The following is a 14,903-nucleotide window of genomic DNA, read 5'->3' on the forward strand; positions in this document are numbered from 1 at the left end:
CATCTTCTCGACGATCGCGCATGGTCCAAGAATGCGCACTGTCGACACTCGTTCGGGTCCCCGGCGTCCATTGTTTCCGCGCGCCAAAATGGCTGCGTGAATGCCGGAGAAACGCTTTCGCCCGCCATTTTGCGTAATCCCGAAGGAGGCGCGTTGACCTCGACCAAGGATCGGTACGACACGGTCGCCATCCAGCAGGGTCTGCTCTTCGCGCACCGATACGAGCAGGGCGCGGGCGTGGACGTCCTGCAGGTGGTCTGTGACTGGCCCGAGCCGCTGGACCAGGCGGCGATGACCCGCGCCTGGCAGCACGCGGCCGCCCGGCATGACGTGTTGCGCGCTGCCTTTCGATGGGAACGCACCGAGGTTGCCACCGACGCCGACCCGCCGGGCGAGGCCGCCGGGCCGTGCCACGCGGTCAGCGATGCGATCAGGGTTCCGGTCACCTGGGTCGACACCAGCGCCATGCCGGCCCCGATCGACGAACGAGTGCGCCGATTCCTGCTCGCCGACCGCACCCGCGACTTCGACCCCGCCGAGCCGCCGCTGCTGCGGGTCACCGTGCTCCACCACGAACCCGAGCTGTTCACGATGGTGCTCAGCCTGCACCATGCGATTCTCGACGGCCGTTCCGTCCGGCTGCTGGTCGCCGAGGTGGTGGCTGAGTACGAAGCCTTACGCCAGGGTGTGCCCTGGTCACCGCCGATCCGACGTCCGTACCGAGACTATGTTGCCTGGTGGCGCAGCCGGCCGACCGCCGGCGACCGACTGTTCTGGCAGGCTGAGCTGGCCGGAGCCACGCCGACCGCCCTGCCACTCAGTCCGGCAGAGACGACGCCGCCCCGCTGTCCTGACGCGATCCGTGAGATCACGGCCGACCTGTCGGCAGCCGAGACCAACGCCGTACGCGCGGCAGCCGAGGCGGCCGGCGTCTCGCTCAGCACCCTGGTCACCGCGGCCTGGGCCATCCTGTTGCACCGGTATAGCGGCGACAGCGAGGTGCTCTTCGGCACCACCCGCTCCTGCCGGTACGCCACCGTCAGCGGTGCCGAAGACATGATCGGGATGCTGGTCAACACCGTGCCGCTCCGGCTCACCGTCGACGGTGCCGCCACCGTCCACGCATGGCTCGGCCAGGTACGAGAACGGATCGTCGCTGTCCGGGCGCACCAGCACGCTTCGCTGCCCGAGATCCGCGCACTGAGCGGGCTCCCGACCGAGGTGCCGCTCTTCGACAGCCTGCTCATGTACGACCACCGGGACCTGCACGGCCGGCTCACCGACGCCGATGCCGCCTGGCAGCACCGCCCGGTCCGGGTGCACCGCCACCCCGCCCAGCCGATCACCGTCTGCGTCTTTGGCGAGCCCCAGCTGCGGGTGCTGCTCTACCACGATCGGCGTCGCCTCACCGATGCGCTGGCTGACCGGATGCTGCGGCAGTTCCGCACGTTGCTGCTAGCCCTCGGCCGCCAGCCCGCGCTCAAGGTCGACGCCCTGCCGCTCTTCGACGGTGCGGAGCGAGACGAGGTGGTGCGAGGCTGGCAGGGCAGAGCTAGTGGGCATCCCCGCACCGGCACCGTGCCGACGGTTTTCGCCGCACAGGTCGCCCGTACGCCGCGGGCCGAGGCGGTCCGGTGCGGCGCCGACACCCTGACCTACGCCGAGCTGGACGAGCGCGCCAACCGGCTCGCCCGCCTCCTCGCCGCACGCGGGGTGCGGCCGGACCATCCGGTCGCGGTCGCCTTGCCGCGCAGCCTGGATCTGGTGGTCACGCTTCTCGCGGTGCTGAAAGCAGGCGGCGCCTACCTGCCGCTCGACCTGGCCGACCCGCCGGCGCGGACTGCCCGGCTGCTCGCCGGCGCTGGGGTAGCCCTCACCGTGACCACCACGGCCGACGCCGGACGGCTACCGGCCGGCGCTGAATCGCTGCAGCTCGACGCCGTTGCCGAAGCGCTTGCCGCCCAGCCTGCGACGCCGTTCGCCGACGCTGCACAAGCGGAATCCCTGACATACGTCAGCTACACATCCGGCTCGACGGGAGAGCCCAAGGGCGTCGCCGTCCCGCACCGCGCGGTGCTGCGCCTCGTGTGCGACCCCGACCAATTCCGCTTGGGACCGGGCGAGCGGGTGCTGCAGCTCGCCCCCGTGGCGTTCGACGCCGCCACGCTGGAGGTGTGGGGTGCCCTACTCACCGGCGCGAGCCTGGTCGTCGCGCCGCCCGGCCCGCTGGGCGTCCCCGAGATCGCCGCACTGCTGCGGGCCGAGCGGATCACTACCCTGTGGCTGACCGCCGGGCTCTTCCACCAAGTGGTCGAATACGATCCCGGCTGCCTCACCGGGGTCCACCAGCTTCTCGCCGGCGGCGACGTGCTGGCACCGGACGCGGTCCGCGCCGCCCTCGCCGCCCGTCCGGGCCATCCGGTCATCAACGGGTACGGGCCCACCGAGAACACCACGTTCACCGCCTGCCACGTCCTGACCGACCCGGACGCGGTCGGCGATCCCGTGCCGATCGGCCGACCGGTGGCCGGGACCACGGTGTATGTCCTCGACGACCGGCTGCGGCCGGTGCCGGTGGGGGTGCCCGGCGAGCTGTACACCGGCGGCGACGGGTTGGCCCGGGGTTACCTCGGTGCGCCGGCTCGGACCGCGGAAAGGTTCGTGCCCGACCCCTTCGCGCGGGAGCCGGGCGCCCGGATGTACCGGACCGGCGACCTGGTCCGCTGGCTGCCGACGGGCACTCTCGAGTTTCTCGGGCGTGCAGACGGTCAGGTGAAGCTCCGCGGCTACCGGGTGGAACCCGGCGAAGTCGAGGCGGTGCTGCGCCGCCACCCGCGCGTCGGTGATGCCGTCGTCATCGTGGCCGGTGCGGGGGAGCAGCGGCGGCTGCTGGCGTACCTCGTGCCGACGGCGGGGCACCTCGAACCGGCGGACCAGCAGGCCATCGCGGACGAGGTGCGCTGCTACGCCGTGGGGCAGCTCCCCGGATATCTGCACCCGGCCGGCTACGCGGTGCTCGACCGACTGCCGCTGACCGGCAACGGCAAGGTGGACCGGCGCTCGCTGCCACCGATCGGTGTGACCTGTCCGCTGAGCCCTCGCACTGCGCCGTTCGGGCCGGTGCAGGCAGCGCTTGCCGAAAGCTGGACCCGGCTCCTCCCCTCCGCGCCCACCAGCGCTGACGACGACTTCTTCGCCCTTGGCGGCAACTCGCTGCTCGCTACCCGGCTGATCTTCGACATCGCCGCGGCATACGGCGTGGAACTGCCGATCCGAGCGGTGTACGACCGGCGTACGCTCGCCGGCCTCGCCGCCGAAATCGAAGCGCAGCGAGTGGCCCCCACCCCGGCCGTCGCGCTTGTCGCCCGGGGCCGGGAAGCGTTCCGTGTCCGCCCCGCCGCACTTGTCGAGCAGGACAGCGCTGCGCTTGCTGAGCGGGACATGCTGGCCGCTCAGGCGGCACCTCGACAGGCTGAGTCCGCTGCGGACGACGACGGAGCTGCGCCGGCCGTGGGAGATTCCAGGCATCTTGTGCGACCCGGGGACGGGACCTGGGGCTTGTGGCGCTGGGCCGGCCTGCGTCGCCCCGGCTTCCCGATGGCCCCGCTCGTAGCCCTCGGCGATCCGAGGCTCGTCGCCGCCGCGGACGCCCTCGCGGATGCGGAGGACGCGCTCACCGCGGCCCGTGCCGAACTCACCGGACTGCTGCACGCCGCCCGCCGAGCCGCGACCGCACCGTCGCCGGTTGCTGCAGCGCCGTCAGCTGCCGGGGCGTCGCTTGCTGCCGCAGCGATGCCAGCTGCGGCGATGTCGTCGGCTGTCGTGAGCGAGCGGAGTCGCTGGAACCGGATGTTGCGCGCTGCCGCTCGCGATGCCGAAGTGGAGCTTGCCGGGATCGCCGGGCCGGAGGTGGTTGCCGCGGCCGCGCGGCACGCCGACGCCCGCGCCCGGCGCGTTGAGGCGGCAGCCGCGTACACCGCAGCAGCGGAGCTGGCAGCGTCCGATCGGTCTGTGCGCCTGCGCGCCGCCGCCAGCGACCCCGCCGTCCGGGAAGCCGTGACGTGGCAGAACCTGCACGCGTTGCGGACCGCCCTGGATCCGGTTGCCCAGCGAGATCCGGCCGTGGGCCCGGGCGGCTCCCAGCATCGTCAGCATGAGGCGCTGGTCGCCAGTTACCTCCAGCGCTACTGCGCCAAGAACGACACCGTCGGCTTCTTCGGCCCGGTCGGCTGGGCACGGATCCGCGGAGAAAACGCCAGTCCGCTCGCCGTGCGACACGGCCGCGAACTCGCTCAACGTACCGTCTATTTCGAAAGCTGGGCCGTGGTCGAGCTGGCCGAGGCGATCACTCGGCAGGAGCCCGGTCTGCGTCCCTGGCTGGTGCCGCGCCGACTTCCGTTCGTCGCCGTCGATCGCCGCAACGGCGGAGACGTTCTGCTGCTGCCGCTCACTCCGCCGGTGCCCCTGGCACCCGGCACGGCCCGTCTGGTGCAGCTCTGCGACGGGATCCGGCCCGCCGCCGCGATCGCCGCGGACCTCGTCGCCGATCCGGCGCTCGGTTTCAGCGCCGAGGACCAGGTGTACGCCCTGCTCGGGCAGCTCCACGACGAGAAGCGGATCACGTGGTCGCTGGAAGTGCCCAAGGAGGACCTGCACCCCGAGGATGCGGTGCGGTCCCGGCTCGCCGCCGTACCCGATGAGGCTGTTCGGGATCGGTCCCTGGCCGCGCTGGACGCGCTCACCTCTCGGCGGGATGCGGTGGCCGCCGCGGCCGGTTCTCCCGATCGGCTTGCTGCTTCCCTGTCCGAGCTGGCCGAGGAGTTTACCACCCGGACGGGCCGGGCGGCGACCCGCCGCGCCGGCGGCGTCTACGCCGGCCGGACCCTGGTTTACGAGGACTGCCGTTCCGGTGCCGAGGTGACCCTGTCCGACGCGATGCTGGAGACGTTGTGGCCGGCGCTCGGGCTCCTGCTGGACAGCGCGCGCTGGTTCACCTGCGCGGGAGCCGCACTGTTCCGCCGCGCCTGCCGGGACCGCTATCAGGAGCTGGCCGCCCGGACCGGCACCGCCGAGGTGCCGTTCGCCGATTTCTGGTTGTGGGCCAACGACCTGATCTTCGATCTGCCTGAGCGGTTGATTGCGCCGGTGGTGCGCGGGCTGCGGGAGCGGTGGGCGGCGTTGGTCGGCGCTCCGGCCGGTGCCCGCCGGGTGCAGGTCGCCGCCACGGACATCCGCACCGCGGCGGCTCGGGCGTTCGCCTGCCCGGCGCCCGGCTGGCCCGGCGCGTGGCAGCACAGTCCCGACGTGATGCTCGCCGCCAGCGGCCCCGACGCCATCCGCCGCGGCGACTACTCCTGGGTCGTCGGTGAGGTGCACCCGGGAGTCAACACCCTGCGGTCGGCGCTCTTCGTCGCCCAGCACCCGAACCCCGGTGAGCTGCTCGCGGCGACCACTGCGGACCTGCCGGCACCCCGGGTGGTGCTGGCCGCGACCGATGCCGACGGGGGCGCCCCGGCCCGGCTCACCGACAAGCTCGTCACCAGCCAGGATCTGCGGTTGGTCTTCGGGCACGACAGCGGTGGCCTCGACCCGCGGACCGCGGTAGCGGTGGCCGACTGCGTCCTCGCCGACCGGGGTGGCCGACTGATGGTCCGCAGCCGCGACGGACGCCTCGACCGGCCGCTCGCCGACGTCGTCGGTGAGCCGCTGATGATCCAGCTCCTGCAGCGATTCGACATTCTGCGCCCGGCCGCGCACCAGCCGCGGATCACCGTCGACCGGGTCGTGGTGGCCCGGGAAAGCTGGCGGCTGCGGGCGGCCGAGCTCACCTTCGCCCGTACCGGCGATGAGGCGACCCGGTTCGCCGAGGTGCGGCGCTGGCAGCGCGGGCTCGGGCTGCCGCGCTTCGCCTTCGTCAAGACTCCGGTGGAGAAGAAGCCGTTCTACGTGGACTTCGCCAGCCTGGCCGCCGTCGACGTCCTGGCCCGGGCGGTACGCCGCACGCTCGCCGGGGCGGACCCGGACGCGGCGCTGCGCATCAGCGAGATGCTGCCCGGCCCCGACCAGCTCTGGCTGTCCGACACCGCCGGCGCCAGGTACTCCGCCGAGTTCCGTTTCGTAGCGGTCGACACCCGCCGGGGAGGCTCCGCATGACACTGCACGCTGGCCCAGGGTCCTACGCCCTGCCGGCCTCCGCCAACCAGCAGCGGCTCTGGATGCTCGACCAGCTCGACCCGGGCTGTCCCGCGTACAACATCACCTGGGCGGTGCAGCTTGCCGGGCCGCTGGACGTGGCGGTGCTGGCTCGCTCCCTGGGATGGCTGCTCGACCGGCACGAGGCCCTGCGTACGGTGCTCGGCGCGGAAGACGGGGCGCCGGTCCAGCTCGTTCGGCCACCGTGGCCGGTCACCCTCGACGTCACCGAGGTGTCGCCGGGCGCCGATCCGGGCACTCTCGCCGCCGTCGAGGGCGCCCGCCCGTTCGACCTCGCCACCGGCCCGCTGGTGCGGCACCGCCTGCTGCGGCTGGGCGTCGAACGGCACGTGTTGGTGCTGGTGGTGCACCACGCCGTCGCCGATGGCTGGTCGTTCGACACTCTCTTCGAGGAGTTGGCCGCCGCGTACGCCGCAGGAGGCGACCCCGGCCTGCCCCCGCCACCCGTGCAGTACGCCGATGTGGCGCTCTGGCAGCGCGAGCGGGCCGCGGCGGGTGACTTCGACGACGGCGTCCGGCACTGGCGTGCGGTCCTCGCCGGCGCGCCCACGGTGCTCGCATTGCCCACCGACCGACCGCGTCCGGCCGAGCCGTCCTGGGCCGGCGGGCTGGTCCGTCGTGCACTGCCGGACGGTGTCGCCGCTGCCGTCGACCGTCTCGCCCGGGCCGCCGGCACCACACCGTTCGCCGTGCTCCTTGCGGCGTTCCAGGCGCTGCTGCACCGGGTCAGCGGGCAGGACGATCTGCTTGTCGCGGTGCCGGTCTCCGGCCGGCCCCGGTCGGAAACCACCCGGGTGGTGGGGTTCTTCGCGAACACTCTGGCGCTGCGGGCCAGGTTTGCCCCGCAGTCGACCTTCCGCGCCGTGCTCGGCAGCACCTCGTTGGCGATGACCGACGCCCTGGCTCACCAGGAGACGCCGTTCGACCGGGTGGTCGCTGCGGTCACCGCCGGCCGCAGTCTCGCGCACGCCCCGCTGACGCAGGTCATGTTCGCCCTGGAACGGCAGCAGGAACCGCGTACCGCCGGGGCCCTGCACATCGCCCCCGAGCTGTGCGAGAACGGCACCGCCAAGTTCGACCTCACGCTGACCGTCGAGCAGCGTACGGCTGGATGGAGTCTGCGGCTCACCTACCGGCAGGACCTCTTCGACGCCGACCGCATCGCCGCGCTCGCCGACGACTACACCGACCTGCTCGGTGTGGCCCTGGCCGATCCGGACGCGATCCTGCCGTCTGCCGGTGGCGGTGCCCCGGCAGGCTACAACGACACCGCTCTCGCTCTGCCGGACACCGATCTTGCGACGTTGCTCCGCAACCGGTGGCCCAGCAGCCCGACCGCCGTGGCGACTGCCACAGCGGACGGCACATCGGTGACCTACGGCCAGCTGGCCGAGCGCAGTGACCAGTTGGCTGGACGGTTGCGCGCCGCCGGGGTCACTTCGGACACACCGGTCGGGCTCTGCCTGCCGCGTGGCGTCGCCGTCGTCACCGCGATCCTGGCGATCTGGAAGGCTGGCGCCGGCTACCTGCCGCTCGATCCGAGCCTGCCTGCGGAGCGCCTTGCCGCGATGACTGCCGACGCGGGTGCCCGGGTGCTGCTGACCGACGAGTCCACCCGGACCGCTGCCGGCTGGCCGGCCGACGTCGCCGTGCTCGATGTGGCGGAGTCTGGTCCGGCAGCGCCGTCGCCTGATGTCGCGCCTGCGGACGGGCTGGCGTACCTGCTCTACACCTCCGGGTCGACGGGCACTCCCAAGGGCGTCACGGTCACGCACCGGTCGCTCGTCAATCTCCTGGTAGGGGTCGGCGCCACCCTCGCGCTCGGGCCGGCTGACCGGGTCGCGGCGCTGACCACACCAGCCTTCGACATCTCCGTGGTGGAGCTGATCCTGCCCCTGCTGGCCGGCGCCCGAGTGGAAGTGTTCGATGCCGACACCGTCCGCGACGCGGTGCTGCTGCGGGCGGAGTTGACCCGCCGCGGCGTCACCGTCGTTCAGGCCACGCCGGCGAGTTGGCGGATGCTGCTCGCTGCCGGTGGGGTGCCGGCGGGCGTACGGCTGCGGATCAGCGGCGGCGAAGCGTTGACCCGGGAGCTGGCTGACGCGTTGCGTACCGACGGTGCCCGGCTGGTGAACGGGTACGGCCCCTCGGAGACCACCGTCTACTCCACGCTCGGCGAGGTCGGCCCGACCGGCCCCGTCGACCTGGGACGGCCGGTCGCCAACACGCAGCTGTACCTGCTCGATGCGGCGATGTGGCCGGTGACATCCGGGGTCGTGGGCGAGATTCACCTTGCCGGCCTCGGCGTGGCACGGGGCTACCACGGCCGGCCGGGACAGACCGCTGACCGGTTCCGCCCGGATCCGTTCGACCCCGAGCCGGGCGGGCGGCTCTACGCCACCGGCGACTTGGCGCGCTGGCTGCCGGACGGGCGGTTGGCATATCTGGGCCGCGCCGACCATCAGGTCAAGGTGCGCGGCTTCCGGATCGAGCTGGGCGAGGTGGAGGCGGCCCTGCGTGCCCTGCCGGCGCTGCGCGACGCCGTGGTGACGGCCTGGCAGGGTGCGGCCGAGGACGTCCGGCTCGTCGCGTACGCGGAAGTCGTCGATGCCGGCCGCAACGACGCGGTGTGGCCTGAGGTGCGTGCTGCCCTGGCCCGCGTGCTACCGGAGTACATGATCCCGGCTCTGTTGGTGCCGCTCGACCGACTGCCGCGTACCCCCGGGGGCAAGATCGACCGGCGGGCCTTGCCGGAACCGCACTGGGGTGACCACGGCACCTCCAGCGCCGCGCCCCGCGGTCCGGTGCAGGAGCGACTGGCCGCGTTGTGGTGTGCCGTGCTGGGCCTGCCCGCCGTCGGTGTCCACGACAGCTTCTTCGATCTCGGCGGGCACTCCCTCACCGCCACCCGGTTGATCGCGCGAATCACGGCCGAGTTCGGCGTGGCGCTGCCGCTGCGGGCGTTGTTCGCGACGCCGACGATCGCTGGGTTGTCCGAGCAGCTGACCGAGGGAGCGACCACTACGGTCCCCGGTCCGGCCCCCTGGGCCGCCGGCCCGGACTCGGCCGCCTCGCTCGACAGCCTCTCCGATGACGAGATCGACAACCTGCTGGACACCCTGATCGCGGAGGAGAACGGATGACCCATGCGGTGATCGCCGGGGCGGGCCTGGCCGGCTCCCTCGCCGCCGGCTACCTGGCCCGGCGCGGCTACTCGGTGCAGGTCTTCGAACGCCGGGGCGACCCGCGCGCCGCGAACGCGGGGGAGGGCCGGTCGATCAACCTGGGCCTGTCCGCGCGAGGGATGCGCGCGCTGGCCGGCGCCGGGCTGCTCGACGACGTCCTGGCCCGCAGCGTGCCGATGCGCGGCCGGGTCGTGCACCACCCCGACGGCACGACCGCATTCCAGCCGTACGGCGTCGCCGAGCACCAGATCCTGCATTCGGTGCTGCGCCGCGACCTGAACGCGCTGCTGGTCGACGCCGCCGAAACCCAGCACGGCGTCAAGTTCCACTTCGGTCACCGGCTGGACCGGCTCGACCGGGACACCCCGGCCGTCCGGGTCGTGGACGCCGCCACGGGCGCTGCCACCGAGATCGCCGCCGACCTCGTCGTGGGCGCGGACGGCGCGTTTTCCACCGTACGCGAGCAGCTGCAGCAGGGCCGCCGCGCCGACCTGCACCGCGAATTCCTGGACTGGGGATACAAGGAGCTGACCATCCCGACCGACGTCGACGGCCGCCCCCGGGTCCGGCTCGACGCGCTGCACGTCTGGCCCGGCGAAGCGGCGATGATGGTCGCCCACCCGAACGTCGACGGATCGTTGACCTGCACCGTGTTCGCGCCGTTCGAAGGCGATCCCAGCCTGGCCACGCTGGAGACCCCGGCGGCGGTGCGCGGCTTCATCCGCCGACACTTCCCGGACGCGGAAGCGCTGATGCCCCGGCTGGTGGAGGAGTTCTTCGACCATCCGGTGGGACAACTCACCACCGTCCGCACGGCGCCGTGGCGGCACGCCGGCACCGTGGTGCTGATCGGCGACGCCTGCCACGCCGTGTACCCGTTCTACGGCCAGGGCATGAACTCGGCCTTCGAGGACTGCCTGGTGCTGGACGAGTGCCTGGGGGAGCACCCCACCGACGTGAGCCGGGCGCTGGCCGCGTACGAACGGCGGCGGCGGCCGCACACCGATGTGCTCGCGGACCTGTCGGTGCGCAACTTCGTGGAGTTGCGTGACCGGGTGCACCGGCCGGCGTACGCCGCCAAGGCTGCCGCCGACCGGATGCTGAACCGGCTCGCCCCGCGCGCCTGGACCCCGCTCTACACGATGGTCGCCCACACCACGGTCCCGTACGCCGATGCGCTCGCCCGGGCCCGGTGGCAGGACCGGATCCTGCGCTATTCAGCCGTGCTCGCCGCGGCGGGCGCGGCCATCGGCAGTTATGCGGCGGCGCGCCGCCGCTCCGGACGACGGTGAGGACCGAATGCTGACGCACCCCGACCATCCCGGCACCCTGCTCTTCGAGGTCGCCGACCTGGCCGCCACCGAACCCCATCCGGCGGCTGCGGGCGCCGTCGACCAACTCCGCGCGGTCGTGCGGTGGGCGCGCGAATACCTCTGCCGGCCGCACCCCGAGCTGGGCCGGCGCGGGCCGGTCTGCCCGTACGCCCAGGCATCGCTGGAGCGCGGCACCTTCTATCTCGCGGTCCGACGGGGCAGGTCGATCGACGCCGCGGCCCTGGAGCACCTGCTCGGCGACTACCGGACCTGGTTTCGGCAATTGGAGCCGGTGACCGGGTCGGGCGCCCAGTTCAAGACGATCCTGCTGGTCTTCCCGGATCTGCCGGACGCGGCGGCCGCCGTGGTCGACGCCATCCAGGAGCGGCTCAAACCGCAGTACGTCGCGGACGGGTTGATGATCGGTGAGTTTCATGGTGGTCCGCCGCCGAAGGCCGGGCTGTGGAACGCGGACTTCCGGCCGCTGCGCAGCCCGTTGCCGCTGCTCGCCATCCGGCACATGGTGGTCACCGACTTTCCGTTCCTCGCGGGCGACCGCGACCTCGTCGCCGCCTACCTGCGGCTGTTCGGCCAGGTGCTCCCGGCCGGGCTGCGCCGCCGGGTGGCGGCCGAAGCGGCCCGCTGGGGCCTTCCGGAGCCGGGTGCCGCGGTCGCCCCGGTCGCCGACCCGGCGGTCGCCGCGGTCGCCGGAATCGCCGGTCCCACCGCCACGGTCGGCCCGGCCACCGACCCGGGCGTTGTCGCCGCGCCGCAGCCGCAGGGGGTGTGATGAACGAGGACAAGCGCGCTCAGGTGGCGAGACTGCTCGCCCGGCGAGCGCAGACGCCACGGGCCTACCCACTGTCGTCCGGCCAGCGCCGATTGTGGTTCCTGGACCGCTTCCATCCTGGCGACCCCGTCTACAACATTCCGGTGGGTTTCCGCATTGCCGGCCCGCTGGATCCCGCCGCGTTGCGGGTCGCGCTGGACACCGTCGTGGCCCGGCACGGGGCGCTGCGGACCACCTTCGCCGATTCCGGCGGCGAACCCGTGCAACTCGTTCATCCGCCGAGCCCGGCCCAACTGACGATCACCGACCTGGCTGCGGCCGATGCGGACGCCGACCTGGCGGCTCGGGAGGCCGAGGCGCAGCGGCTGATGTGGGCGGAGGCTGCCCGCCCGTTCGATCTCGTTGCCGGTCCGCTCCTGCGCGCGCTGCTGGTGCGCGCCGACGATCAGGTGCACTACCTCGCGATCTGCCTGCACCACATCGTTTCCGACGCCTGGTCGCTCGGCGTGCTGCAGGCCGAGCTCAATACGGCGTACGCCGCTGCCCGGGCCGGCACTCAACCTACGCTGCCGGCCCTGCCCACCCAGTACGGGGAGTACGCGGTGTGGGAGCGGGAACGGCTCGCCCCGGGTAGCGAGGAGGCCGCCCGCCAGCTCGCCTACTGGCGTACCGCCCTCGCCGGCGCGCCTGCACTGGTGAGCCTGCCGACGGATCGGCCTCGCCCCGCGACCCAGTCGTACCGGGGTGCGGTGCACTACGCGACGGCCGGTCCGGCGCTCACGGCCAGGTTGCACGAGTTTTCCCGGGTCCACGGGGCCACACCGTTCATGACGTTGCTCGCGGCCTACCAGGCGCTGCTGGCGCGGTACAGCGGGCAGTCCGATGTGGTGGTCGGCACCCCGGTCGCTGGACGCTCCCACCCGGACGTGGAGCCGCTGGTGGGCTTCTTCGTGAACTCGTTGCCGATGCGGGTCTCCACTGCCGGGAACCCGGGTTTCGCCGAGCTGGTCGGCCGGGCCCGGGAGGCGGTGCTGAACGGGCTCAGCCATGCCGATCTGCCGTTCGAGAAGCTGGTGGAGGAGTTGCGTCCCGCCCGCAGCCTCGGCCACGCCCCGATCTTCCAGGCGCAGCTGATCATGCAGAACGCCCCGAGCGCGACGCTGGATCTCGCCGATACCGAGGCCACGTCGCTCGCACTGGACAGCGGCACCGCGAAGGTAGACCTCACGCTGGTCGGCATGCCCGACGGGGACGACCTGCGGCTTGCCGTGGAGTACAGCACCGACCTGTTCGATGCGGCCACGATGGAACGGTTCGTCCGGCATCTGCTCACGACGGTGGCCGCCGGCATCGCCGACCCGCAGCGGCCGGTCGCCGAGATCGGGCTGCTCAGCGGGGTCGAGCGGTGGCGGACGCTGGTCGAAGGGAACGCCACCGACCGGGAGCTGCCGCCGGTGGACAGCGTCCTGGAACTGTTCGGTGAACCGGATCAGACGGATAGCGCTACGGTCGTCGCGGGCCCGGACGGCCGGTGGACCGCCGCCAGGCTGCACGGCGACGCGGCCCGACTGTCGGCAGTGCTGCGCGAGCGCAGGGCCACCCCCGACAGTCCCGTCGCTATCTGCCTCGAGCGAGGTGGCCGGCTCGTCAGCACCGTCCTCGGCGTCTGGGCGGCCGGCTGCGGTTACCTGCCCCTCGACCCGGCGCTTCCGGCCGACCGACTGCGCTACCTGATCGACGACTCGGGAACGCGGGTGCTCGTCACCGAGCGCGCCGTACGGGACCGCCTGGGCGCGGCGCTGGCCGGCGTCGCCACGGTCGTCTGCCTCGACGAGGACGACGACGCCGCCGCGCTGGCCGCAGCCGACCCGACCACGCCGCCCGCACCGGCGCACCCGGACGGACTCGCGTACCTGATCTACACCTCCGGCTCGACCGGCACACCCAAGGGTGTGGCGGTCCCGCACGCCGCCGTGGTGAACCTGCTCGTCGGCTTCGTGGACGCTGTCGGCCTCGGCCCCGCCGACCGGTTCGCGGCGGTCACCACCCTGTCATTCGACATCTCGGTGCTGGAGTTGCTGCTACCCCTGGTCACCGGCGCCCGGCTCACCGTCGTCGGCTCCGCGATGGCCGCCGACGGTGCTGCCCTGCGCGGTCTGCTCGCCGCGGAGCAGATCACCGCGATGCAGGCCACTCCGGCTACGTGGCGGCTGCTGCTCGCCGCCGGCGGCGTGCCTGATGGGTTGCGGTTGCGGTTGTGCGGTGGCGAGGCGTTGCCCCGCGATCTCGCGGATGCGCTGGGCGGTGCAAACGCCACCCTGTGGAACTGTTACGGGCCGACCGAGACGACGGTGTGGTCCGCCGCGGCCGAGGTCCCACCCGCCCCGGCGGGCATCGACCTGGGCGTCCCCATCGCCAACACGCGCCTCTACGTGCTCGATCGGGCCGGTCAGCCGGTGCCGGCCGGGGTCGTCGGCGAGGTGCACATCGGCGGCCTCGGCGTGGTCCGCGGCTACCCCGGCCGTCCCGGACTCACAGCCGACCGCTTCCGGCCCGACCCGTTCGCCAGCCGGCCCGGCGCCCGCCTGTACGCCACCGGCGATCTCGCCCGGTACCGGCCCGATGGGCGGTTGGAGTATCTGGGCCGCGCCGACCATCAGGTGAAGGTGCGCGGTTTCCGGATCGAACTCGGCGAAATCGAGGAGCTGCTGCGGGCCCAACCGGAAGTTGCCGATGCCGTGGTGACCACCTGGGACGGCGGGGGCGGCGACGTGCGGCTGGTCGCTTACCTCGTGCCGGCTGGCGGAGCGGGTGCTGTCGACGGGCTGTGGCCGGTGCTGCGGCCTAGGCTCGCCGCTCGGCTGCCCGAGTACATGCTGCCGGCCGCAGCCATGGTGCTGGCGGACCTGCCCCGCAACGCGAACGGCAAGACGGACCGGGCGGCGCTTCCCCCGCCGACCTGGACCGACGCGGAAGCGGGAGAGTACGTCGCCCCGGCCGGCCCCGTCGCGCAAGTGTTGGCCGACGTGTGGTGTGAGGTGCTCGGCGTATCCCGGGTCGGTGCCCACGACGACTTCTTCCGGCTCGGCGGTCACTCCCTCCTGGGTGCGCAGGCCCTCGCCCGAGTATCGGCGCTGTTCGACGTCGACGTGCCCCTCCGGGCGCTGTTCGAGGCGCCGACCGTGACGGCGCTGGCCGAGGCCCTGTACCGGCTGGAGCCGAGGCCCGGCCAGCTGGATGAAATCGCCGCGCTGCACCGGGACGTGGCGGCGCTGTCCGATGACGAGGTACGCGTGCTGCTGGGAGACGCATGACACCCCCTGTGTCAACCTCACGCCGCTTGAGCGAGCGGCGGGGAGGTGGTGAACCGCGAGGCTCCGCCGTGTTTGGCGGGGTCGTAGG

The 14,903-nt window shown here is 72.9% G+C and carries 5 protein-coding genes; all 5 read left to right on the forward strand.

What is annotated here, in order from left to right; translation table 11 throughout:
- Nucleotides 1–153: 153 nt before the first annotated feature.
- From ACIA1L_RS30290 to ACIA1L_RS30310, 5 genes are read left to right on the forward strand one after another with little or no spacing between them, the layout of a single operon-like run.
- Entirely contained in the window at nucleotides 154–6,153 is a 6,000-nt protein-coding gene (locus tag ACIA1L_RS30290; protein WP_396076436.1) for an amino acid adenylation domain-containing protein, read from the forward strand.
- The gene (locus ACIA1L_RS30295; protein ID WP_396076437.1) at nucleotides 6,150–9,356 is read left to right on the forward strand and encodes an amino acid adenylation domain-containing protein; all 3,207 of its coding nucleotides are present in this window, start codon (nucleotides 6,150–6,152) and stop codon (nucleotides 9,354–9,356) included. The genes ACIA1L_RS30290 and ACIA1L_RS30295 overlap by 4 nt, the downstream gene beginning before the upstream one ends.
- Complete coding sequence (locus ACIA1L_RS30300) at nucleotides 9,353–10,690, forward strand: FAD-dependent oxidoreductase (RefSeq protein WP_396076438.1); 1,338 nt, start codon at nucleotides 9,353–9,355, stop codon at nucleotides 10,688–10,690. The genes ACIA1L_RS30295 and ACIA1L_RS30300 overlap by 4 nt, the downstream gene beginning before the upstream one ends.
- Before the next feature lie 7 nt (nucleotides 10,691–10,697).
- Nucleotides 10,698–11,501, forward strand: coding sequence for a DUF6875 domain-containing protein (locus ACIA1L_RS30305; RefSeq protein ID WP_396076439.1), 804 nt, complete (start codon nucleotides 10,698–10,700; stop codon nucleotides 11,499–11,501).
- A complete protein-coding gene (locus tag ACIA1L_RS30310) occupies nucleotides 11,501–14,815 on the forward strand; it encodes an amino acid adenylation domain-containing protein (protein WP_396076440.1) in 3,315 nt (1,104 codons plus the stop codon). The genes ACIA1L_RS30305 and ACIA1L_RS30310 overlap by 1 nt, the downstream gene beginning before the upstream one ends.
- The last annotated feature ends 88 nt before the right edge of the window (nucleotides 14,816–14,903 follow it).

It is taken from the genome of Actinoplanes sp. NPDC051859 (assembly GCF_044452725.1).
Classification (GTDB): Bacteria; Actinomycetota; Actinomycetes; order Mycobacteriales; family Micromonosporaceae; genus Actinoplanes.

Excerpts from the sequence above, each read along its gene's own strand:
- ACIA1L_RS30295 (WP_396076437.1), top strand. The coding sequence starts at position 6,150 with ATGACACTGCACGCTGGCCCAGGGTCCTACGCCCTGCCGGCCTCCGCC.
- ACIA1L_RS30300 (WP_396076438.1), top strand. The coding sequence starts at position 9,353 with ATGACCCATGCGGTGATCGCCGGGGCGGGCCTGGCCGGCTCCCTCGCC.
- ACIA1L_RS30305 (WP_396076439.1), top strand. The coding sequence starts at position 10,698 with ATGCTGACGCACCCCGACCATCCCGGCACCCTGCTCTTCGAGGTCGCC.
- ACIA1L_RS30310 (WP_396076440.1), top strand. The coding sequence starts at position 11,501 with ATGAACGAGGACAAGCGCGCTCAGGTGGCGAGACTGCTCGCCCGGCGA.